The following is a 23,451-nucleotide window of genomic DNA, read 5'->3' as shown; positions in this document are numbered from 1 at the left end:
GAAAATTATTTAAACAAATAACACAAAACTTTTTTATTGGATAAAATAGTGTGGCATAATAGCATTTTTGGCACAATCTTGCGACTATTTTACAAGATAGGCGGTTTTTTTGCTAGAAAAACCCTATTTTATTTGCAATTCTTCTGCCTAATAACACCCAACAACACCAAAATAATAAACAACATCTGAGGTTTATTTTGTACCAATTCATCAGTAAAGCCAAATTGCCAACCGCTCATGGCGAATTTGAGATTCACGTCTTTGAAAATGCCGAAGGTCAAGAGCATCTTATGCTGACTGTTGGACTACCCACAAATGATGACAGCATAATCCCCATCGTGAGAATCCACTCAGAGTGCCTAACAGGCGATGCTTTTAGTTCGCTAAAATGCGACTGTGGTCCACAGCTAAATGCCGCCATGCGAGCAGTGCAAGCTCATGGCTGCGGGGCGATTTTATATTTACGCCAAGAAGGTCGTGGTATCGGACTGACCAATAAAATCCGAGCCTACGCCCTACAAGATCAAGGGCATGACACCCTAGAAGCTAATCTATTACTTGGGTTGCCTGCTGATGCTCGCACTTATGAGATGTGTAAAGAAATGCTAGATTCTGTCGGTGTAACCAAAATCGCCCTGATGACAAATAACCCAAATAAAATCAAAGAGTTATCAGAATATGGCATTGACATCATAGAACGCATTCCCTTAGTGGTGGGCGTCAATAAGCATAACCAAGGCTACCTTGATACCAAAAGCGTTAAAATGGGTCATCTGATAGATAAACAATGGACACCAACATCATGAATAATACAGCAATACAGCTTGAAACAGTTCGCCAATTTTTAGTAGATTTACAAGAGCGTATCTGCACCGCCTTACAATCCCAAGAACAAGCTTGTGGCATAGACGGCGGTAGCGATGCTACATTTATCAGCGACGTCTGGACAAGAGAAGAAGGCGGTGGCGGCATTTCTCGAGTGTTATCAGATGGTAAAGTGATAGAAAAAGGTGGCGTTATGTTTAGCCACATTCACATTCAGCATATGCCCGCTTCAGCGACACTTCGCCACCCCCAGCTTGTGGGGGCGACAGCTGAAGCTATGGGGGTGTCGCTTGTTATCCACCCAAAAAACCCACACGTTCCCACAAGCCATGCCAATGTTCGGCTATTTGTTGCCACGCCAAATGATGGTAGTGAGCCGATTTGGTGGTTTGGTGGTGGGTTTGATTTAACACCGATTTACCCTGTGCTGTCAGATGTGGTACACTGGCATACGGTCGCTCATGATCTTTGTGCACCCTTTGGCAAAGATGTTTACCTAAAATACAAAACATGGTGCGATGACTACTTTTATCTAAAGCACAGATCTGAGACTCGTGGTGTCGGCGGTCTGTTTTATGATGATGTCAATACCAGTAGCACAGGTTGGGATTTTGATACTTGCTTTAAATTCATGCAGGCGGTTGGACAAGGCTACTTAGATGGCATTTTACCTATCATTGAAGCTCGCAAAAATAAGCCCTACACTCAGCATGAACGTGAGTTTCAGCTGTATCGTCGGGGTCGCTATGTCGAATACAATCTCGTCTACGATCGTGGCACGCTGTTTGGTCTACAGTCTAATGGGCGTACAGAATCTATTTTAGTCAGTATGCCGCCTTTGGCAAGCTGGGCTTATCGCTATGAGCCAAAAGTTGGCACGCCTGAGTTTGAACTGACAGACTTTTATTTAAAGCCAAGAGACTGGCTAAATCTAAATCCAGACACCACCTGTGCTTAAAAATGTAAAGACAATTGAGCTAATCATACTCTTTATGATATAGTACTTGCTTTATCTTAACCAAAGGACGACAGGCTGTGAAAACACTACCCATCACACTTTTAAGCATCGCTATATTATCTTTGGCTGCATGTAGTAGCACGAACGAACCTGCCGCTGTTAAGGCACGCCAAGACGCCATGCAAGACTGGCGTGCTTCAGGCGACATCATGAAAGGCATGATTGAAAACCCCGACAGTTTTGATAATGCTGCTTTTAGCGAACAAGCAGACCTCATCAAAAATAGCACAGCCACGACATGGTCGCATTTTCATCATGAAGCTGATAAAGGCGGCGACTCTTTAGATGCAGTATGGACAGATGCAGCAGGCTTTAACCAAAAGGCAACCGAGTTTGACGCTGCAGCAACTCAGCTGTCTAAGGTCGCTAAAACCGCCACATCAGCCGCTGATGTTGAAGCTGCCTATGGCGAGCTAAAAGAAGCTTGCGGCTCATGCCACAAGGTCTATAAAAAAGACTGATACGCCATCAGCAAATAAAGCCAAGCTTTTTGCTTGGCTTTATTGTATCTGCTAAAAAAAACTAAACTAACATTCAGCCACTAACCAAATCGTCGCACCACTTCGATGACATCATGACGAATCATCTCAGCTGTAGGCATGGCTGAAGCATGAAAGCGAATAATCGGAATGCCTGCACTGGATAACGCCTTGTCTTTTTTGGCGTCTTGTTTTTGGCGGACAACGCTGTCATGCGTCCAGTCATCAAGCTCGATGGCAGCAAGCACCGTTTGGCAATCAGCACGCACAAGCACAAAATCCACACTCTGACGGCATACTCTGTTAAACCAAAACTGTCGATCGCTACCAGCTTCTTCGCTCGGCTCTATGATGCGTGATAACTGCACCTGACTAAAAATTAAAAATTCGGGCAAGGCGATTTGTAGCTTTTTAAAAAACAGCACTTCGCTATCGGTCATCACAGGCATAGGTTCAAATGGCCAAATCGGCAAATCATCGCCTTTGACATGCTCTTGTTTGGGGCGTGTTTTTTTTCTCAGCCACAATAAGCACAAAATAAACGCCATCACGGCTATGCCAATCAACCAAACATCATCACTCATCACATCTCAATTCTTTTTTAATACATCATAAACTTAAAAAATAAACGCAGCCCAATGTCTGCGTTCCACCACCAAAATGGTGCGGTATTATAGCACCATTTTTGATTAAATATAGGTAAGCTTGCTATTTTTCCATTTTTTTGACAAAAGCCCCTTCTGACTTGACGCGATCATCGGCAGCGATTTTAGAGCGTAAAGCATTGGCATCATCATAAGAGTCTTTAGAATCAACTAAAACACGAATGCCGCGACTCGTCTGGCTGGTGCTAACTTTATAGCCTGCTGCACGATACTCACGCACCACGTCATCAATTTTTTGTTTATCAGGCGATAAAGCCACTTGCACGCTATAAATCGCTGTGCTTTTAGTTTTATTTTTATCTTGGGCTTTATCTGCTTTATCGGTGTTTTTTTCAGGCTTTGGTTTATTTTGTATCGGTTTATCTTTATTCGCTTGAACTCTGCGTTTTGCTGCCTTTTCTTCCAATTTATTCACTTGAGATGCACTTGGAATAACGATGGTGCGACCTAACCACAAGGCATCAGATGGACGCATATTATTCGCTTCTGCCAAAGCGGTGACAGAAATGCCATACTGACGGGCTATCCGAGTTAGGTTATCACCGTCAGCTACTTCATATTTTTTACCTTGAACTGGCTTAGAGTTTTGTTCTGCTTTGGTTTTTTGAGCATCTTTCTTGGCTGATTTGTTAGTATCTGATGCTAGATTATCTTGCTTTTTAGGTTCGGTTTTTTTAGGCTCAGATTGCTTTGTTTCAGCTTTTTTTGCCTCATCTTTTTTAGCTTGGGCTTGGGCCTCTGCTTTTTGTTGTTCACGAGCACGCTGACTTTCACGCACTGCTGCTGCCAGTACTTCAGGGCGAGTTTGCACAGTAGGGGCTGCGATTACCTCACTTTTTTCGGCACTTTGGACACTGATTTCCTTAGATTTGACTGACACGCCGCCATTTGTTTCAGCTTTCGCCTTTGCCAAAGCCTCAACACGCGCACGCTCTTGTTCACTTAGCAATGCGTTCGTTTCTAGTTCAATAAGGGCTTCACGTTTTTCACGCTGCTTTTGACGCTCTGCTAGAACTCGCTTCTCGGTCTCAGCATCAGCGGTCAAAGGCTCTACCACAGGACGGACGATTGTCTGCTCTGTCTTAACGGCAGGCACATCTTTATTTGGCACGTGGTCGCCTTCTTGGGAAAGAGCGAATGCCAACACCCCACCGCCTACAATCAAAACCAACCCAAGTACCACTTGCTTTGAAATCATATCTCACCGTTTTTTAGTTTGTCAGTTGTCATTAAGCTACCTACTGGCAGTACGACCGATAAATCTAGCGTTTTTATAAAAACACGTCAATCAATATTGTGTCTTAATATTGTAACACAAAGACATAAATTTAGGCGTAGCACGCACTCTTAATTTTCATTAAATCGAATATCAAGCAATGCCATTAACGTCTCGCCAATTGTATGAAACGACCCAAAACATAAAATCAAATCCTGCTCACAAGTCGCCTGAATAACGCCTGTCGCTGCATCAGATAACGTTGCGTACGAAACGATATTAGCATCTGTCAAATGCGTATCCATCAGCTTTAGTACATTTTGTAAAGGCATCGCTCGATTGTGCAAGATAGCAGCAGTATGCCAAGTATCCACCCTAAAATCACCACCATGGATATGAGCTTGCATTAAATCTAACACCTTAGCCACGTCTTTATCGCCAAGCATAGAAAAAATGATGTGTAAGCGTGCGTCTGGGTGGGTGTGCTGATAATCTCGCCAATAAGGGATAAATTGCGATAAAAAAAATGTCATGCCGTGTTCATTATGTGCAACATCAAACAGCCATTGGCGATTTTTAATCATACGTCTATCAAACCGCCCTGCCAACTGCACCTGTCTCATCGCTTGGGCGATGTGCTTCTCATTAATGGCTAGATTGCTTACCAAGACACTACTGATGGCTGTAGCGGCATTTTGTACCGACAGCTTGGGCATGGGTAAATTAAGCGTTCTACTGCCACAAGCATATTGCCAAACATCACTTAATCCATCATGATGATAATCATAATCTTGCCCAAGCTGATATACGGTGGCGGCATTTTGCATGGCGATGTCATGCACGCGACTTGGCACATCTGCACCAATCACCACAGGGATGCCATGACGGATAATACCAGCTTTTTCTTCTGCGATGTTTTGGATATCACTACCAAGCCAATCTGTATGATCGATACCGATATTTGTAATCACCGCTACATCAGGATCGATGATATTAACGACATCAAGCCGCCCACCAAGCCCAATCTCAAGCACCCACACATCGCAATTTGCCTGCTTAAAAATCACAAAGCTTGCCAAAGTTGTCATTTCAAAGAACGATAAGGATAAACCGCACTGTATTCTGGCTTGCTCCACTTTCTCAAAGGCGCAAGTCAGCGTATCTTCGTCCACTTCCACGCCATTAATCTTCACACGCTCGGTAAATGACACCAAATGCGGCGACTGATATAACGCTGTTTTTAGTTCCGCTGCCTGACAAATTTGGGCGATGGTGGCAGTCGTTGATCCCTTGCCATTTGTGCCTGCTACTGTAAAAATATACGGTTTTGGGTCTAGATTTTCTTTTAAAATACCTAAGTGCTTGGCAACGGGCAGTACTCTTTGAAGTCCCATGTCAATGGCAGAAACATGAATGCTTGCCATGTAGTCAAGCCACTGGCTTAAAGTTCTCGTAGTTGTCATAATAATTGATTTTAATGAATTTATCGTATTGTACTTGATTTTAACACAGATTTAAAAGACAAAAACCATTCATCAAACCTTTAAGATGAATGGTTTTATTTAGCTTGTCAGCTAATAATACCATGACACGTATTAAATCCAATTAGGCGACTTTTGTGATATTTAGTAGCTTTAATAAAATACGATGCACAGTTTGCTTTAACTCATGGCGGTGCGTTACCATATCTACTGTGCCTTTTTCAAGTAAAAATTCTGCACGCTGGAATGGCTCATCTAAGACTTCACGCACCGTCTGTTCAATCACACGCTTACCTGCAAAGCCAATCATAGCACGTGGCTCACTGATATGCACATCGCCTAGCATGGCAAGACTTGCTGTAACCCCACCATAGACAGGATTGGTCAATACCACCACATAAGGCACGCCTGCTAAACGCAACCGCTCAATAGCTGCTGATGTGCGAGCCATCTGCATAAGCGATAACAGACCTTCTTGCATTCTAGCACCCCCACTGGCAGCAAAGCAAACAAACGGCTTACGCTCGGCTAAGGCTATCTCAGCTGCCTGCACGAAACGATCACCCACCACAGAACCCATAGACCCACCCATGAATTTAAAGTCAAAGGCACAAGCGATAAGCTGTAAATCATTGATTACGCCTTGCATCGCAACTAAAGCTTCACTCTCACCTGTGGCAGCTTGAGCCTGTGTCATACGTTCTGGGTAAGGCTTGCTATCGGTAAACTTTAAGGGGTTGCCCGTTTGAAACTCTTGCCCAAGCTCTTTTGTGACTGAGTCAAAAAACCATTCTAAGCGATTTCTTGCCGACATAGTCAGATGATGGTCGCAGTCTGGGCAGACGTATTGATTAAAGATGAGCGATGTATTTGTGGTCAAAGAATGGCAGTTTGGGCATTCGGTTGATGGCTCGGTCTCCACCGCAGATGGTGTTACCACTCGGTCTTGCTTGACACTCGGCACAGGTCGATTTAGCCAAATAGCACTCTTATGTTCTGCTGTGTCCGCTTGGGGATTCGGGCTTGTCATAAAAATTATCCTAAAGATACTTAAATTATTATAGTTTACATTCGTAAACAAAAAATAGCAACTTTTTTATGCAAGCAAAACAAGCATTCACTTATCATGCTTGCTGCCTGCCAACTTATGAAGACGATATTAAACACAAGATTTGATGAAAGTGCAACCGATTTAAATCACCATTCATCATCTGCCCATCACCTTACCTTCACGGCGTGGGTCAGCACCACCAAGCAGCTCCCCATTTTGCTTATCTAGCAAAATGGCTTGTACACCTGAGTTTAAATCACGCACTTGTACCTTATAACCCATATCTTTAAGTGTCGGTTCAAGCTTTGTAATGTCGCTATTTTGTTCTAATTCATAGGTTGAGCCACGATTTAAAATATTTGGGTAACTGATGGCACTTTGAATATCCATACCAAAATCTAAATGAGCAACCAAGGTTTTGGCAACATAGCCAATAATACGACTACCCCCTGGTGAGCCGACCGCCATATAAGGTTCGCCATCTTTTAGTACGATGGTCGGTGCCATAGATGAGCGTGGGCGTTTGTTGCCTTGCACCGCATTTGCCACAGGCTTGCCATCTTTGGTGGGTTCAAAGGCAAAATCGGTTAGCTCGTTATTTAATAAATAGCCATTTGCCATAAGCGTTGAGCCAAAGGCGTTTTCAATGGAGCTGGTCATAGAAAGCACATTACCTGCTTTATCCACAATCACAATGTGCGTGGTGGATGGCAGTTCCATAGATGTATCTGTAGCATAATCGGCTAAATCACCTGCTTTAACATCCGTTAGTGCCTTATTGCTGTCTTGAATGAGTTTGGCACGAGATTTTAGGTAATTGTCATTTAACAGTGCATGGGTAGGCACATTAACAAAATCAGCATCAGCAACGTATTTGCCACGGTCAGCAAATGCCAAAGCAGATGCATTCCCCACCCAACGCCAAAAATTGGGGCTTGGTGATGGCTTGGCAGGATAATGGTTAAGTATGCCTAAAATTTGCCCAAGGGCGATACCCCCTGAACTAGGAGCTCCCATGCCACACACTTGATATTTGCGATATTCTTGGCAAACGGGGGTGCGCTCGATGACTTTGTAGTGATTAAAATCACTCATCGCAATTGACCCTGCATTTGGAGCATGATTGACTATTTTGACGATATTTTGAGCAAGCATGCCGTCATAAAAAGGTTTTGACCCTTGTTTGGCTAAGATTTGTAGCGTGTTGGCATAGTCAGCATTTTTAAGCAATGCACCCGCTTGCAAGGGCTTACCGTTTGGCATAAAGTAGTTGCTTGTCACTTCATGTTTGGCAAGGTATTTTTTGTTTTGCTCTATTGACTGTGCCAAGCGATTTGACACCAAAAAACCGTCTTTGGCAAGCTTGGTAGGCTTATCAAATAAAGAACGCCAAGGCAGCACGCCGTAACGCTCATGCAACACCTCAAACAGCTTAGGAATGGCAGGCACGCCGACCGATCCACCACCGACAACAGCGTCCATAAATTGTAGGGGTTTACCGTCTTTATCCAAAAACACCGTCGGTGAAATGGCTTTTGGTGCAGTCTCTCTGGCATCAAATGTGGTCAATTTTTTAGCAGTATTATCCCAGTACACCACAAGTGCCCCACCGCCAAGTCCTGATGACTGTGGCTCAGTTAGCCCAAGCGTCGTCTGCACTGCTATCATCGCATCAATGGCACTACCGCCTTGTTGCAAAATCTCATAACCTGCTTGGGTAGCTAAAGGGTTGGCAGATGCGACCATAAACTCTTTGGCACGCACAAGCTCTTGTTTGGTCAATCCTGTGCCTTGCTCTGGAGCGATATCGGCTTTTTGTGGCACGTCGGATTTGGTCTGCTTTTGGGGTGTGGTCGTGCTTAGATGAGTACAGCCTGCTAATAAAGTTGCCAAACTTAAAGTTAATAGCGATATCTTCATCATTCTTCCTTAAATATTAATCGTTGATGTTACCCATCAATCGCTCGTCTTAATTCATCCATTTTTGCCAAAATATTGTCAATGGCTGTTTTGGTATCTATGCTGTCATCGCCAAAATGTCTGACCAGCTCACTGCCGACAATCACACCGTCCGCCACAGCGGATAAAGCTTTTGCACTTACCCCATCACGAATACCAAAGCCTACGCATACAGGGATGTCAGTGTTAGCTTTAATGGCTTTAAGATGCGTGCTGACATCATCGGTATCTAAGGCGTTTGAGCCTGTAACACCTTTGACTGAGACATAATAGATAAACCCGCTGGCATTGTCAATCACGCTTTGACGGCGGTCAAAGGCGGTGGTTGGCGACAGCAAAAAGATTTGGTTCATGGGGCAAGGGGTGTAATGTTGCAGTTTTTTAGGGAAATCGTCTGCCTCATTTGGTGGCAAGTCCACCATCAAAATGCCGTCCACCCCCGCCTCACTGCACAGGTTGGCAAAATTCTCATAGCCGATAATTTCAATGGGATTAAGATAGCCCATGACCAGCACAGGTGTATTTTGGTCAGTTTGGCGAAATTGCTTTACCATCTCAATCGCTTGGCGTGTGCTTGTACCACCCGCTAACGCTCGCTCACCTGCAGTGGCGATAACTTGACCGTCCGCCATCGGATCAGAAAAAGGCAAGCCAACTTCTATGATGTCTGCTCCATGGGCGACAAGCTTATGCATTAAATCCACGGTAACGCTAGGATTTGGATCGCCCGCCATAATGTAGGGGATTAGAGCTTTTTTGTTTTGCTGTTTTAGGGTGATAAAGGTTTGTTCAATACGGGTCATATTTTACTCTCTTCTATGCATCGGACATCTATTGACATGATTTTCTTATACAGGTCGTCAAATGCCTGAATATTTTCAGGACTTTCAGAAAGGTTTCTCATGTAAGCATCGACATCTTCATATTTTACATTCAAAAACTCATCAAAAAATGATTTTCCACGTCTAATATTAGTATTTTCGGGAACATAGATATTTCCTTTCATCTTTTTGTTGTTGAAGAAAAATAATATTGGCTTAATCTGTGATTGTGGAAACTCTCTAATCAAATACGCATAGGTTTTTATAAATTTGCGATTTATATCTACAAATTTTCCTGTCTCATGGTCGTCATTATATTCAACTTCCAAGTAATAAATAATACCAGTTTCTTTATTTTTTAAATAAAATATCAATATCATGCTTTATTTTTGAAATATTTATATCGTTATCTTTAATAATTTCATCTAAAAGCTTCATAAAATCTTTATTAAGGTTAACATTACCGTATTGACAATCGCTGATAAATTTATCAATTCTTCTATCGTTTTCGGTTGAGAGTGAAAAGCTATTGCTCTTTTTGCCACTATATTTTTCTAAAACCTCGTATCTACCATCGGACTTAATGAAAAGAGTCATAAACTCTTCTAAAAAATTACCGAATTGAATATTCATGCTTTGTAAAATACCGCCAAAAATTCTATAATTTTTTGGCACAAAATGAATTTTTACATCGTGTGTTTTTAGTAATTCTCTAATTTTTTTATCACTACTGCTATTTTTTAAAATATTTGATACCGCCTGATTAGCGTTGAAATTGAATCATTCATAAATATTACACCTTAATTTTAGAAAACTCATACCTTAAACTATCTAAGCTAATAAACTCATTGTTGTCAAATAAGTAAAAATAATCCCAGCCATTATGGTTAGATTTGTTTAAATATTTGGCACTCATTTTGTGTATCGATAAAGTTTCTTCGTCATCTGATACATTGCCATTTCCTAAAACTTTACATATAGGATTTTTATTTTTGTCAAATAAGATTTGACCTATATTAAGAAATTGGCTCTCTACCAGCTTTTGCATTGGGAGTTTTGGGGGTTTTACTTCCAACGATAAAAGCTCAATCTCATTAGGCATTGATTTTATCTCTTTCAATCTTTTTTTTAGCGACATGAATATATTTGTTTTCACGCTCTATTCCAATATAATTACGCCCCAATCTCTTAGCAACAGCCCCTGTTGTTCCTGTACCAAAAAAGGTCTAAAACAATATCATTGGGCTTAGTAGTTGATAAAATTATTTTGTACAATAATTTTTCAGGTTTTTGTGTTGAGTGAACTTTATTGCCATCTTTATCTTTGATTCTTTCGTTTCCTGTGCATAATGGCAATTCCCAAACACTTCGTTCTTGTTTATCATTATTCAAAAACTTCATTGTTTTATAATTAAAGGTAAATTTATTTTTTTACCTTTGGAACACCAAAGCAAGGTTTCGTGAGCATTGCAAAATCTTGTTCCACCAAAGTTTGGTACTGGGTTTGACTTATTCCAAACGACATCATTTAAAATCCAAAAATCTAAATTTTGCATAATGTAACCTATTCGGTATATATTTTTAAAATGAGCCAATAACCCAAATAGAACCCGTTTTTTTTTAGCACTCTTCTGCATTTTTGCAAGCCATAGCGTACAAAATTTATCATATTCTTGGAAATCATTGAATTTATCCCACTCATCTTCTACGCCTGAAAATTTTTCACCATTTGTTCTTAATAATTCACCTTCAGTTTGCATAAAATAAGGGGGGTCAGCAAAGATTAAATCTACACTTTCACTTGGTATTGTCTTTAATATTTCAATACAATCACCTTGTAGAATAGTGTTGGTAATATCTTGTATATTAACTGTTTGCATATTTCATCAACTCTTATATTTCAATCTTATCAACACTCATCACCGTATGCAAATCCTTATCGCCACGCCCTGATAGGTTGACAATAATAGATTGCTCTTTTGACATGGTTTTGGCAAGTTTGACCGCATAGGCAATGGCATGACTGCTCTCTAAGGCAGGAATAATCCCTTCGGTTTTGGTTAGTAGTCCAAAAGCGTGCAAAGCTTCATCATCGGTAGCACCGACATACTGCACACGTCCCATGTCCTTTAAAAAGCTATGCTCTGGACCAACCCCTGGATAATCTAGCCCTGCCGATACCGAATGCGTCCCCAAAATCTGTCCATCATCGTCCGCCATTAAGTAAGTGCGATTGCCGTGCAACACACCCACACGCCCTGTTTGTAAGGGGGCGGCGTGCTGTGTAGTGTCAATACCCAAGCCATCTGCTTCCACACCATAAAGCTTAACATCGTCATTTAAGAACTCATAAAACAGCCCAATGGCGTTACTACCACCACCCACGCACGCCACGCACGCATCGGGCAATCTGCCTTCTTTGTCAAGGTGCTGGGCTTTGGCTTCACGCCCAATAATCGCCTGAAAATCTCTGACAAGTAGCGGATAAGGGTGCGGACCTGCCACCGTGCCGATGATATAATAAGTGTCGTCCACATTGGCAACCCAATCTCGCATGGCTTCGTTCATCGCATCTTTGAGCGTGCGAGTACCGCCTGTTACCGCCACCACTTTTGCCCCCAAAAGTCGCATACGATAGACGTTCATTTTTTGGCGTTCTACATCGTCCGCCCCCATATACACCACGCATTCAAGCCCAAGTCGTGCTGCGATGGTTGCTGTCGCCACACCATGCTGACCTGCTCCTGTCTCAGCGATGATACGCTTTTTGCCGACCTTTTTGGCAAGCAAGGCTTGACCGATGGTGTTATTGACCTTGTGAGCCCCTGTGTGGTTTAAATCTTCTCGTTTAAGATAGATTTTTGCACCGCCTGCCTCTTCGCTTAACCTTTTGGCAAAATAAAGCGGTGTCGGTCTGCCAACATAATCGGTCAAATCCGCCAAAAACTCTTCCCAAAAAGCAGGGTCAGCCTTAGCGGTCGTATAAATCTCTTCAAGCTCTTCTAAGGCTTTCATCAAAGTCTCAGACACAAAGCGTCCGCCATGAATGCCAAAATGTCCGTCTTTTGTGGGGAATTGGGTATAGTCGCTGACTTGTTTGGGGTTTTGGATATTCATAAAATTTCTCTATAAATCAATGGTTTTAAATGTTTATATGTTTATCGCAGGGGCGTCATTACGCCTAATCATTTGATTTAATGCATCACACTTATAAGCTGTCTGCCAAATGCGGTATTTTTATATTTTAGGTTGGGTGCTATCAAAAACTTGTGAAAATTTTTAACAAGCTTATCACCAACTTTAACTTGTCATTATTTTTAACCCTTAAACACCGTTAAGCCTGCAAAGGTCTGCATGGTTGGCATCACTTCTAAGCGGTTGATATTGATGTGTTTTGGTTGGGAAATTAGCCATAATACCATATTGCTAATGTCTTTTGGGGTGATAAATGCCACATTTTCGTATACCTGTTTTGCCTTGTTATCATCACCATGAAATCGCACATTGCTAAACTCTGTGCCACCGCAAAGACCTGGTTCAAGGTTGGTTACTCGCACATTTTTACCGACCAAATCAGCTCGCAAATTTAAACTAAACTGCGTAACAAACGCCTTAGTTGCCCCATAGACATTCGCCCCAAAATACGGATAATTGCCCGCAGTAGATGACACATTGATAATCAGCCCATCGTCTTTGGCAACCATAAATGGTAAAATAGCGTGGGTCATTTGGGCAAGCCCAAGTGTGTTGGTGTTAATCATCGTCTGCCAGTCGTTCATATCCGTTTGGTGGGCAGGCTCTAACCCCAAAGCCAGCCCTGCGTTATTCACCAAAACATCAATATTGTGCAAAATGGCTTTGTCCAAACCTGCCAAGGCGGTGTTTAATTCATCTAGATTGCCAATGTCAAAGGCAAGTGGTATAAAACGCTCGCCCAGCTCGTTTTTTAATGCCGTTAATTTATCCAACCGTCTACCTGTGCCAATGACAGCATGACCATTTTTGATACAGTCAATGGCGATTTGTTTGCCAAAACCTGATGTTACGCCTGTGATGAAGATGTTCATTTGGTTTCCCTTTTTTTTGTTTCAATATACTAGTACAATAGTATCACAGTATAAAGGTTTTTGTTAAAATTGCAAGGCTTAACAGCTATTTTATTTTAAAATAAAACTTTCTGACTATATCAATACCTTGGCACGCCTATTGATTGGTGTCGTATCATAAAGTTAGCTTTATCAATCTACCTTTAAATAAACACTCTTATGTTACATAAAATATTGCAAAAGCCATCACAATCTTTTTTTTAATAAACCAATCACTCATTAAAAATCCATCAATGATTTGTTTATAAGTGATATGGCGGACTTTGTTAATTTAGTTTTGTTATTAAGTCTTAGTTAGTACTCATAGTAAAGATATAATTTAACGTATGTTTTGTAAAAACTTAGCCATTTTTTCCCGACACTTTCGCCCCTTTTGCCACTCAATGCCGCCACTTACATCAACGCCATAAACACCAACGTTTTTAGTTGCTTGCCCCACGTTATCTGCCGTCAATCCCCCTGCTAAAATAATGGGCAAAGGTGAATTTTTGGGGATTTTATCCCAATCAAACCGCTCGCCTGTACCGCCAAATTTATCCGCCTGATAAGCATCCAGCAGCACACCAGACGCTCCATAGTCTTTGAGTGTTTGGATTTGTTTTAAAATCGTCTCGCTTGTGTCAGTGTCTTTAATGCGAAGTGCTTTTATCCAACGTTTGTGGATTGTGTTTGCCAATGCCTGACAAAGCGATGGGGTTTCATCACCATGAAACTGCACGATATCAAAACTCACTTGATGAGCCAAAGACACAAGCTCTTGCTCGCTCATGTTCACCACCAGTGCCACAATCGTGGTAAAGGCGGGTATGTCTTTGACAAGCTCGCTTGCCTGCTTGGACGTTACATAGCGTGGACTTGACGGATAAAACACTAAACCGACAGCATCCACGCCAAGCGATACGGCAATTTGTAAATCATCAGCGTGGGTGAACCCACAAAATTTGACAGCGGTCATAGACCCTCCTTATGGCAAGATATTGTTATGTTAGCATAATTTTTATCAAGCACTTAGTGGAATTGTTAAATTTGATGGGTTTTTATCCCTAAAAATTATTCCCAAAATACCATAAAAAACCCTTAACAAAACGTTAAAGGTTTTTTAAAAACTTGATAAATAATTTTTTTATTATTCATCATCTTTTATATTAGCGTTGTCTTTTTTGTTTTTGTTTGAACACGCTTTATCTATCTGGCTATCTGCACAATCTTTAGATTTGTCACACTTATTAGTGCAGCCACTCCATAACGATTTGGCAGGGCAATAACCCATAATGCCTGTCAATAGTGGCACAAGACCAAGCTTGGAAAAACGGTTAGCACTTCTTAATAGGCTAATCCCTGTAACAATACGGATAAGGCGTTCGGTTTTACTTTGGTTGGTTTTCATCATATTCTCCTAATTGACATACATATTAAGCATAGCAAACCATCACAATGGGTGCAATGGGAGCTTTAGATATCGCACGCCATTATCTTCTGGCTGTGGTAACTCGCCTGCATTAATATTTACCTGCACAGACGGCAAAATTAAGCGTGGCACAGCAAGCGTCTTATCTCGTGCATTACGCATTTTGACAAAATCGTCTTGACTAATACCATTTTTAACATGAATATTATGGCGTTTTTGTTCGCCGACTGTGGTTTTTGGTGTGTAATCTCTCCCTTTTGGTGGATAATCGTGGCACAAATACAGCTGTGTCTCATCAGGCAGTGCAAGTATTCGCTCAATTGAGTGATACAGATTTTTGGCACTACCATTCGGAAAGTCACAACGAGCCGTCCCTACATCTGGCGCAAAAATCGTATCCCCCACAAACACCACAAGCCTTTCTCCATCATCAGCTTGGTATGCCATATCTGCTGGCGTATGTCCAGGTACATGCATGGCGGTGATGGTGATACGCCCAAGCATAAGCGTCGTACCTTCGTCAGTGAGTATATCAAACTGACTGCCATCTGTAGCTAAATCACTTAGATTAAACACCGTCTTGAAAGTTTTTTGTACTTCGTCAATCTTTTGACCGATGACAATCTGTCCGCCTAACTGCTGCTTAATATAAGGTGCTGACGACAGATGATCAGCATGAGCGTGCGTTTCAATGATGTATTTTAAGGTTAATTGATGATCACGGATAAAGCTTATGATACGATCAGCACCAAGCTGGCTAAACTCGCCTGACTTTTGGTCAAAATCAAGCACAGGGTCAATGACTGCACACACGCCATCTGCTTCACTGACCAAAATATGGGTGAAAGTCTCGGTATTTAGGTCTAAAAAAGAATGAATATTCATAGTTATAAGGTGTTAGCTTGGTTTATTGTATTATATTTTCTTTAAAGCAGTCTTTCAATAAAATAGCCACTTGTTAAATAATAAAAAATTTGGGAAAATGCTAGGCGATATAAGTCAGTTATGTTCTAAAAACCTATCTAGCCACGCTTTTATCATTTATCTTTTAAGCAAGCGACTTTACACGGTCTAATTTATCAAAATAAGTTGGCATTACTTACCAATGTTTCATCATCTTTTAAAAAGCAATGCCATTTGGCAGATACCCGACTGGATTAAGTATTACCAAAAATCAAACCTATCAAGCGACATCATCGCAGGGTTAATCGTTGGTATTCTTGTTATCCCCCAAAGTCTCGGCTATGCAATACTGGCAGGTCTGCCCCCTGTATATGGCTTGTACGCCTCTATCGTACCAGTTATGGTCTATGCATGGATAGGCTCAAGCTCAGTGAATGCTGTCGGTGCTGTATCGGTATCAGCAGTGATGACCTCCCAAGCTTTAGTTGGATTTCATCATCTACCGCTCTTACAATATATCATGCTCGCTACCACGCTTGCGTTCTTAGTGGGTATTATTCTGACATTAGCAAGCATTCTTCGGCTTGGCTGGGTTACTCAATTTATCAGTCGTGGGGTGACATCAGGCTTTATCAGCGGTACAGCGATTCTCATCTTCATCAGCCAGCTTAAGCACTTGACAGGCATTCCTATTGTTGGCAAAAGCATCCTAGATTACGCTCAGTCTTTTGTCTTAAATTTAAGCAGCTTTCACTTACCCACCTTAATCGTCGGTGTGATGGTATTTATATCACTAGAAATTAACCGACTCGCTTTGCCAAAATGGCTTGGTATGCTCTCACTACCCAAGTCCAAAATCACTGCCATTTGTCGCATTTTTCCTCTCATTTTAGTTGCGGTTGTGATTTTAGCCAGCATACAGTTTCATTTTAGTCAATTTGGTATACGGCTGTCTGGATCGATTCCAAGTGGATTACCACAATTTACCACACCAATCATGACGCCAAGCATTCTTGCCCAATTACTACCATCTGCTTTACTCATCGCCTTGATTTCATTTATTTCAAGTCATGCTGTCGCAAGCAGTCTTGCACGAGAGCGTAACGAGCATTTTAATGCAAATCAAGAACTGATGGGGTTGGGACTTGCCAACCTTGTAGGCTCTTTTTTCCAAAGTTTTGCCATCACAGGTGGCATTTCTCGCACCGCCATTAACATCTCAGCAGGGGCAAAAACACCGCTTGCCAGCCTTATTACGGTAGCTATTATGATTGCAAGTTTGCTTGTGTTAAATGATGTTATCGCTCCTTTACCCTATGCTGTGCTTGGAGCAATTATCATGAGTGGCATTATTAAGATGGTGGACATTGACACGCTTAAATACGCCCTAAAATTTGACCAATTAGAAGCCGTCACCTTTATGGTAACTTTCATCATGGTACTCACCTTTGGGCTAAACATTGGGCTAGTAAGCGGAATTTTATTCTCGTTTGGCGGTCTAATTTGGAACACCAGCCGACCCCACATCGCCATTGTGGGGCAAGTGGGCTGTACTGAGCATTTTCGTAACATCTGCCGCCATCATGTGATTGAACGCAGCGATATTTTAATCATTCGCATTGATGAAAGCTTATTTTATGGTAACGCCATATCAGTACGCACGTTTATTGATCAAGCCTTAAAGCGTCAAGATTATCAGCATTTAATTTTAATGCTGTCGGCGGTCAATCACATAGACCTAACCGCCCAAGAAATGCTGATCAATCTTAACTGTGAACTTGGCAAGCACGATAAATCGCTACATTTGTCAGACGTTAAAGGCCCTGTGATGGATATTATCAGCCAGACACCTGTGATAAAAGAACTCACTGGCAAGGTATTTTTAAGTACTGCTGACGCCATCAAGCACCTTCATGCTTATGATGATTTTTGTATTTAGGGTGTTATCGGCTAAGCTGACAAGCACCTATCGCACCACCTTTAATGGTGACACTCGCCCCTGTCAGCATAAACAGCCCTTGCATTTGTTCACTGGCATTTTTACCAGCTAAAGCCATAATGTCGCCTTGACAAGCTTTATTTAGCACTTCAGCTTTGGCAGATGTTTGGGCTTGGGTGAGTAATTTTGGATCATTATCCACCGCACCAAATAGCCCCGTCTGCCAGTCATACACTTGGATTTCATCTAAAAATACTTCAAAAACTTCACTCGGCGGCAGGGTAATCACGACATGGGCATGCGGTGCAACAGCAGGATTAGACTGTGTGTCATAGCTGACTTGAACCATATCGGCTGTGATTTTAGACAAATCCACGCCTGCTAACACCCGCCCATGAGCGACAAAAATCCCTTTTTGTTCATCTTGCCAAAGCCTTTGCCATGTGCCTTGTTTTTGGGCGGTGATAATCGTATCTACACCATAAGCCACAGACTCTAGACGAGATAAACTTTGAATCTGAGTCACCACCCCATCACGAGTGACGGCAGACACAGCAGGTTTTGGCTGTTGGGATTTCATCATAAAAATAAGCCAAATGACAAGCAAGCTAAGAAGAACTGCCATCATTATCTTTAAAATACTGGCGTTTTTTTGCATAAATTTTTCCTTTTTAATCGCTGATTATTTTATAATACTGCTATTTTTCCCATTTGACAAAAAATTAGTTGCAATGTTGCCAAATTTTGTCTTAAGATAGCTCATTTTTAGATAATAAGGTCGTTATGAAAGCCAGTCAATTTACTTTTGCCACCCTACGCCAAACCCCAAATGATGCAGATGTAGTTTCCGCACAGCTTATGCTTAAAGCAGGGCTAATCCGTAAGCTTGCTTCAGGCTTATATGTCTGGATGCCATCAGGTTTGCGTGTGCTTAAGCGTGTGGAGAAAATCGTCCGTGAAGAAATGGAACGCATTAACGCTCAAGAACTGCTTATGCCTGTTACTCAGCCTGCTGAACTTTGGCAAGAATCTGGACGCTGGGAAGATTATGGTGCTGAACTGCTACGCTTTAAAGACCGCCACCACCGTGATTTTGTGCTTGGACCGACACACGAAGAAGTCATTACCGACATCGCTCGCAACCATTTGGCAAGCTATAAACAGCTTCCTACTTGCTACTATCAAGTACAAACCAAATTCCGTGATGAGATTCGCCCCCGCTTTGGCGTGATGCGAGCTCGTGAATTTACCATGAAAGACGCTTATAGCTTTCATATTGATAAACAATCGCTTGCAAAAACCTATGATGATATGTATGAAGCATACAGTCGCATTTTTAGTCGTCTTGGGTTAAATTTCCGTGCGGTGCTTGCCGACACAGGCTCAATTGGTGGATTTGCCAGCCATGAGTTTCATGTACTTGCCGATAGCGGAGAGGATGATATCGCCTTTAGCACCGAGAGTGATTTTGCGGCAAATGTCGAGCTTGCTGAAGCGATATGTCTTGATACTCGCCAGCCCCCAAGTCAAGCTAAAGTGGACGTTGCCACACCAAATATGCCAACTTGTGAAGAAGTTGCCAGCCACCTAGGCTTACCACTTGCTCAGACGGTCAAAACCTTGATTGTAGAAGGTGTGGGAAATGAAAGTAACGAGCCAACGCTTGTCGCCCTAGTACTGCGTGGCGATCACACCCTAAACGAAATTAAAGCTGAAAAATTACCCCAAGTGAAAGTCCCACTTACCATGGCAAGCGAAGAGGCCATCGCTAAAGCAGGACTGCATAAAGGCTATATCGGCGTGTTTGACCTGCCGATGCCTGTTATTGTCGATCGCAGTGCAGCTGTACTTTCTGACTTTGTCAGTGGTGCAAATAAGGTAAATTATCACACCACAGGCGTAAACTGGGAACGTGATGCACAAATTGATGAGATTGCCGACATTCGTAACGTCCTCGATGGCGATCCAAGCCCTTGTGGTAAAGGCGTGATTGCCATCAAGCGTGGCATTGAAGTTGGGCATATTTTTCAATTAGGCGATAAATATTCAAAAGCCTTAAACTGCACCGTGCTTGGCAAAGAAGGCAAACCTGTTACTTTGATGATGGGGTGCTATGGCATTGGGGTGAGTCGCATCATCGCTGCTGCCATAGAACAAAGCCACGATGATAATGGTATCATCTGGGCGGACACGCCAGATCCAAGCGATAACATCGCACCGTTTCGCGTTGCCATCGTTCCTATGAAATCTAAAGATGGCACAGCAGAAGCTAAAGCTGAAGAATTATACACTTTGCTTAAAGACAAGGGCGTAAACGTGATACTAGATGATCGTGATGAACGTCCAGGCGTGAAGTTTGCCGATCTTGAGCTAATCGGTGTACCGCATCGTGTCGTGGTTTCTGAGCGTAATCTGGCAAATAATGAGTACGAATATGTGAAGCGAAACGTAGGCGAAAAACAACTGTTAAGTCTTGATGATTTACTCAGTAAGCTAAGCTAGTGCTTAACGCACAAAAAACTAAAAAAAACAGGGAGGATTTCCCTGTTTTTTATTATCCCAAATAAAAATAAAACAACAACGTCTAAAGCACACAATCCAAGATGTTAGCGTATAAGCGTTATAATTTTAATGAGCTTATGCTTATCGTTTTGCCAATATCTGGCACATATCAAGTAAGCGATTGGCATAGCCCCACTCATTATCATACCAAGCAAACACCTTAAACTGCTCGCCTGCTTGCATAATCTGTGTGCCATCTATCACAAGCGAATGTAAATCTCCGATAAAATCACTAGAAACAAGTGGCTCATCAGTATAACCCATGATACCTGATAGCTTGCCTATACTCGCCTGATATAGCACATCTTGCAATTGGGATAGACTGGCAGACTTCATAAAGGTAAAATTGACATCAATCGCTGCCACATCAAGCGTCGGCACACGAATAGAATGTCCGTTAATTTTGCCTTGCATATCAGGTAAAACTCGTTCTGTGGCATTAATACTGCTTGAAGTTGTCGGAATGATATTTTGCCCACAAGCACGGGCTCTGCGTAAGTCACGATGAGCTTGGTCAAGCACGCTTTGATCAGCGGTTACAGCATGAATCTCGGTCATCATGGCACTTTTAATGCAAAAATTATCATGCAGCACAGATAATAATGGCACAAGAGCTTGGGTGGTGCATGACACACTTGAGATGATGGGCAAATCTCTTGTGAGCAAGTGGTCGTTCACCCCAATGACCACGCTGGCATCAATCTCATCAAAAGGTGCTGCCCCTACGATAACCTGCCTTGCTCCTGCTTGACGGTGCTGCATGGCTTCATGATACGAGCGAAATTTTCCTGTGCATTCAAGCACAACATCAACGGCCAAGTCACGCCACGCCAGATTCTTAGGCTCTGACTCATTAAAAAATAAAATACAGCTTGTCATAGACTTAGTATGAAGCTCTAAAGCTGTCCGACCATCAAGCACGCCAAGCTGTGCTGACACACCAAGAGCAGAGAGCCTGCCATGCGTGGTGTCAAACTTTAACAAATGCAATAAGGTGCTAGCATCTGCCACGTCATTAATGGCGACAATCTCAACATCTAAAAACTTATCGGGGTGTTTTAGGTAGGCACGCAGTACGTTACGTCCGATACGCCCAAAGCCATTAATCGCTAAGCGGATTTTTGGGGTTAACATCCGTCTACCTTATCCTTTGTGTCAATAAAAATAAGTGCCAATCGCACTGTGTTATAATCATAATCACCCCCAAGCTCATCAACTATAGGCTTTAGCGTTATTTTATCGGCAAACTCACCTGCCGCCTCTAAAGCATCATAAGCTTTTTGTACGTCTTGCAGTGTTTTATCGCTTGGGCGAATATGTGAGCAGTTAAAGTCTTTATCTTGCTCACGTAGATCTTTAATATGCCCAATAATCGTTGATATAGCAAGGGTGCGTTTTTGTGCCACATCTAAAATACTAAGCCCTGATTCGATAAGCTTTTTGGTTTCTTGTAGCGTTTGCCCCACTGCCTTTTTATTTGGGTTGGCACAAGCGGCGATTTGAGCACGTTTTTCGTTGTTATGCTTTTGTTCTAGTAGACGTTTTTCATTAGCGATGACCACGTCTTTTTTTGTGATGCCATCGCTTGCTACCACAAAAGCATCTTGCACTTGCTTAATAACATCGTCATCTAGTGAATAAAATGCCATTTCATGTTCGTGTGCCAGCTCTTGTAATCGTCTATCTACTCGAAACACCCATTCATCTAGCAGCAGGCTTTTTTGATTAAAGCCAAGCAGCTTTAAGCCGTCAAGCGAACGCAGTCTGGATAACGCCACATAACCTTGACCCATCTCAAAGGTGCGTGATAAGTCAATCTTAGCAGCATCTAAGGTCATGCCTTGAGATTTATGAATGGTGATTGCCCATGCCAAGCAAAGCGGTATTTGGGTATAGCTTGCCAATACTTCACCTTGGGGATTCTCAATGGTCCAATCATCAGGTTCAGCAATCACCGTACGCCCATTATGCAGGCGGACGACAGGGTATTTTGATAATAGATTATGCTCGCTCTCATCAGTCTCGCCAAGTGTGGCAAAGTCTACTACTTCACCCATCGTGCCATTTGATACATTTAGATCAGGATTGTTTTTGACGAACATCACTTTTGCACCCACTTTTAGTTCAAGCTCAGCGGCAGCACGGACATTTTTTCTTAAATTCTCAAGCAATGCTTTATCGCCAAACTCTGTCGCTGTGAATGTATGAGCCTTAGTTGTCAGTTTATTAAGCTGTGCCTTATTAATCTCATCGACATTGGCATTATGGGTATAAAGCCTTGTACAATCATCGTCTATGGCATGATTTTGGGCGGTATTTAGAGCATAAATGGCAGTTTGGCTAACGTCTTGGCGGCGGATTTGGTTTAAAATGTCATTAAGCGATATGCCAAATCGCTGATGCTCATCACACGCCGTTTGGCGGTGCTGTTCGGTAAGATAACAGACTTGAAAATTGGCATCTAGCCATGCTTTTGCCATAAAGGCAAACTTTTCTTTATTGGTCTCGCCACGCTTGCCAACAGGGGGAAGCTGAAAAAAATCACCTGAAAAAATCACCTGAATACCGCCAAAAGCAGCGTCATTATCTCGTATTTTTTGTAAAATTTCATTAAGCAAATCCACTTGCTTAGCATGCAACATGGAAATTTCATCAACGATTAGCACCTTTGATTGCTTAATCCTTTCTACAACCATTTGACGAGATTTTAGGCGGCTGTAATCATCTGGCGAAAAAGCATCCTTAATGCCCATGCCACTCCATGCATGTAACGTCATACCGTTCATGTGCGTGGCAGCAATGCCTGTGCTGGCGGTGATGGCGACAGCAATCCCCCTTGCTCTTAGGTAGTGGATATATTGGTTCAACACATAAGTTTTACCAGCTCCTGCCTGCCCTGTCAAAAAGACATTTTGCCCTGTTTTTAAAATCTCTAATGCGGTCGCTTGTTTCATAAGCTTACTAAAAAAATCACAAATAATAACGCTTTAGCATAGCATAATTTAGCAATTTTCGCCC

General features: G+C 42.2%; 23 protein-coding genes and 1 pseudogene. 5 read left to right on the top strand and 19 right to left on the bottom strand.

Annotation, left to right across the window (positions count from 1 at the left end; genetic code table 11):
* Positions 1–194 precede the first annotated feature (194 nt).
* The 3 genes from ribA (at position 195) to LU293_RS07275 (ending at position 2,304) form a co-directional block, all read left to right on the top strand.
* Positions 195–806 carry a GTP cyclohydrolase II gene (gene ribA, locus LU293_RS07285; RefSeq protein WP_242749718.1) on the top strand — a complete coding sequence of 204 codons (612 nt, stop codon included), beginning with the start codon at positions 195–197 and terminating at the stop codon, positions 804–806.
* The gene (gene hemF, locus LU293_RS07280; RefSeq protein WP_242746865.1) at positions 803–1,783 is read left to right on the top strand and encodes an oxygen-dependent coproporphyrinogen oxidase; all 981 of its coding nucleotides are present in this window, start codon (positions 803–805) and stop codon (positions 1,781–1,783) included. Before ribA ends, hemF begins: the two co-directional genes overlap by 4 nt.
* A 77-nt stretch (positions 1,784–1,860) precedes the next feature.
* Complete coding sequence (locus tag LU293_RS07275) at positions 1,861–2,304, top strand: c-type cytochrome (protein WP_242746862.1); 444 nt, start codon at positions 1,861–1,863, stop codon at positions 2,302–2,304.
* An 80-nt stretch (positions 2,305–2,384) separates the two neighbouring features.
* On the opposite strand, the gene LU293_RS07270 is transcribed toward LU293_RS07275, so the two are convergent.
* The 16 genes and pseudogenes from LU293_RS07270 to LU293_RS07200 all read right to left on the bottom strand — a co-directional run bounded on the left by LU293_RS07270 (position 2,385) and on the right by LU293_RS07200 (position 15,914).
* Positions 2,385–2,906 carry a DUF2726 domain-containing protein gene (locus LU293_RS07270; RefSeq protein ID WP_242746859.1) on the bottom strand — a complete coding sequence of 174 codons (522 nt, stop codon included), beginning with the start codon at positions 2,904–2,906 and terminating at the stop codon, positions 2,385–2,387.
* Between the two features lie 124 nt (positions 2,907–3,030).
* A complete protein-coding gene (locus tag LU293_RS07265) occupies positions 3,031–4,185 on the bottom strand; it encodes a LysM peptidoglycan-binding domain-containing protein (RefSeq protein ID WP_242746856.1) in 1,155 nt (384 codons plus the stop codon).
* A 149-nt stretch (positions 4,186–4,334) separates the two neighbouring features.
* Positions 4,335–5,666 (bottom strand): bifunctional folylpolyglutamate synthase/dihydrofolate synthase, encoded by a 1,332-nt coding sequence (locus LU293_RS07260; protein ID WP_242746853.1) that lies wholly within the window; start codon positions 5,664–5,666, stop codon positions 4,335–4,337.
* A gap of 142 nt (positions 5,667–5,808) precedes the next feature.
* Complete coding sequence (accD, locus tag LU293_RS07255) at positions 5,809–6,714, bottom strand: acetyl-CoA carboxylase, carboxyltransferase subunit beta (RefSeq protein ID WP_242746851.1); 906 nt, start codon at positions 6,712–6,714, stop codon at positions 5,809–5,811.
* Between the two features lie 177 nt (positions 6,715–6,891).
* Positions 6,892–8,655, bottom strand: coding sequence for a gamma-glutamyltransferase (gene ggt / locus LU293_RS07250; RefSeq protein ID WP_242746848.1), 1,764 nt, complete (start codon positions 8,653–8,655; stop codon positions 6,892–6,894).
* A 29-nt stretch (positions 8,656–8,684) separates the two neighbouring features.
* Positions 8,685–9,497: a tryptophan synthase subunit alpha gene (gene trpA / locus LU293_RS07245; protein WP_242746845.1), complete on the bottom strand. Its 813-nt coding sequence runs from the start codon at positions 9,495–9,497 to the stop codon at positions 8,685–8,687.
* The gene (locus LU293_RS07240) at positions 9,494–9,889 is read right to left on the bottom strand and encodes a HinfI family type II restriction enzyme (RefSeq protein ID WP_242746842.1); all 396 of its coding nucleotides are present in this window, start codon (positions 9,887–9,889) and stop codon (positions 9,494–9,496) included. Before LU293_RS07240 ends, trpA begins: the two co-directional genes overlap by 4 nt.
* Positions 9,867–10,232 carry a TdeIII family type II restriction endonuclease gene (locus tag LU293_RS07235; protein WP_375540364.1) on the bottom strand — a complete coding sequence of 122 codons (366 nt, stop codon included), beginning with the start codon at positions 10,230–10,232 and terminating at the stop codon, positions 9,867–9,869. Before LU293_RS07235 ends, LU293_RS07240 begins: the two co-directional genes overlap by 23 nt.
* A gap of 76 nt (positions 10,233–10,308) precedes the next feature.
* Positions 10,309–10,671, bottom strand: coding sequence for a hypothetical protein (locus LU293_RS07230; RefSeq protein ID WP_242749803.1), 363 nt, complete (start codon positions 10,669–10,671; stop codon positions 10,309–10,311).
* Positions 10,610–10,916, bottom strand: a pseudogene (locus LU293_RS09930) (DNA-methyltransferase). Before LU293_RS09930 ends, LU293_RS07230 begins: the two are co-directional and overlap by 62 nt.
* Complete coding sequence (locus tag LU293_RS09840; protein WP_256462103.1) at positions 10,913–11,395, bottom strand: DNA-methyltransferase; 483 nt, start codon at positions 11,393–11,395, stop codon at positions 10,913–10,915. Before LU293_RS09840 ends, LU293_RS09930 begins: the two are co-directional and overlap by 4 nt.
* A gap of 13 nt (positions 11,396–11,408) precedes the next feature.
* Positions 11,409–12,632 carry a tryptophan synthase subunit beta gene (gene trpB / locus LU293_RS07220; protein WP_242746835.1) on the bottom strand — a complete coding sequence of 408 codons (1,224 nt, stop codon included), beginning with the start codon at positions 12,630–12,632 and terminating at the stop codon, positions 11,409–11,411.
* A 200-nt stretch (positions 12,633–12,832) separates the two neighbouring features.
* Positions 12,833–13,582, bottom strand: a complete 750-nt coding sequence (locus LU293_RS07215) for an SDR family NAD(P)-dependent oxidoreductase (RefSeq protein WP_242746832.1) — start codon at positions 13,580–13,582, stop codon at positions 12,833–12,835.
* A gap of 358 nt (positions 13,583–13,940) precedes the next feature.
* A complete protein-coding gene (locus LU293_RS07210) occupies positions 13,941–14,576 on the bottom strand; it encodes a phosphoribosylanthranilate isomerase (protein WP_242746830.1) in 636 nt (211 codons plus the stop codon).
* 171 nt (positions 14,577–14,747) lie between these two features.
* Positions 14,748–15,011 carry a YgaP family membrane protein gene (locus LU293_RS07205; protein WP_242746827.1) on the bottom strand — a complete coding sequence of 88 codons (264 nt, stop codon included), beginning with the start codon at positions 15,009–15,011 and terminating at the stop codon, positions 14,748–14,750.
* A gap of 39 nt (positions 15,012–15,050) precedes the next feature.
* Complete coding sequence (locus LU293_RS07200) at positions 15,051–15,914, bottom strand: MBL fold metallo-hydrolase (RefSeq protein ID WP_242746824.1); 864 nt, start codon at positions 15,912–15,914, stop codon at positions 15,051–15,053.
* A 220-nt stretch (positions 15,915–16,134) separates the two neighbouring features.
* Between LU293_RS07200 and LU293_RS07195 the strand changes: the two genes are divergently transcribed.
* Complete coding sequence (locus LU293_RS07195; RefSeq protein ID WP_242746821.1) at positions 16,135–17,871, top strand: SulP family inorganic anion transporter; 1,737 nt, start codon at positions 16,135–16,137, stop codon at positions 17,869–17,871.
* Positions 17,872–17,875: 4 nt separating this feature from the next.
* Here LU293_RS07195 and LU293_RS07190 read toward each other — a convergent pair whose 3' ends face one another.
* Positions 17,876–18,529 carry a DUF4230 domain-containing protein gene (locus LU293_RS07190; protein WP_242746819.1) on the bottom strand — a complete coding sequence of 218 codons (654 nt, stop codon included), beginning with the start codon at positions 18,527–18,529 and terminating at the stop codon, positions 17,876–17,878.
* Positions 18,530–18,654: 125 nt separating this feature from the next.
* Between LU293_RS07190 and LU293_RS07185 the strand changes: the two genes are divergently transcribed.
* Positions 18,655–20,373 (top strand): proline--tRNA ligase, encoded by a 1,719-nt coding sequence (locus LU293_RS07185; RefSeq protein ID WP_242746817.1) that lies wholly within the window; start codon positions 18,655–18,657, stop codon positions 20,371–20,373.
* Between the two features lie 141 nt (positions 20,374–20,514).
* Here the strand turns inward: LU293_RS07185 and LU293_RS07180 are convergent, their stop codons facing one another.
* Both LU293_RS07180 and LU293_RS07175 read right to left on the bottom strand, forming a co-directional pair.
* Entirely contained in the window at positions 20,515–21,567 is a 1,053-nt protein-coding gene (locus tag LU293_RS07180; protein ID WP_242746814.1) for a type I glyceraldehyde-3-phosphate dehydrogenase, read from the bottom strand.
* Entirely contained in the window at positions 21,561–23,387 is a 1,827-nt protein-coding gene (locus tag LU293_RS07175) for a DEAD/DEAH box helicase (protein WP_242746812.1), read from the bottom strand. The genes LU293_RS07180 and LU293_RS07175 overlap by 7 nt, the downstream gene beginning before the upstream one ends.
* Between the last annotated feature and the right edge of the window lie 64 nt (positions 23,388–23,451).

Source organism: Moraxella nasovis, from assembly GCF_022701215.1.
GTDB lineage: Bacteria > Pseudomonadota > Gammaproteobacteria > Pseudomonadales > Moraxellaceae > Moraxella > Moraxella nasovis.
This window is presented reverse-complemented; position numbering and strand designations above follow the sequence as displayed.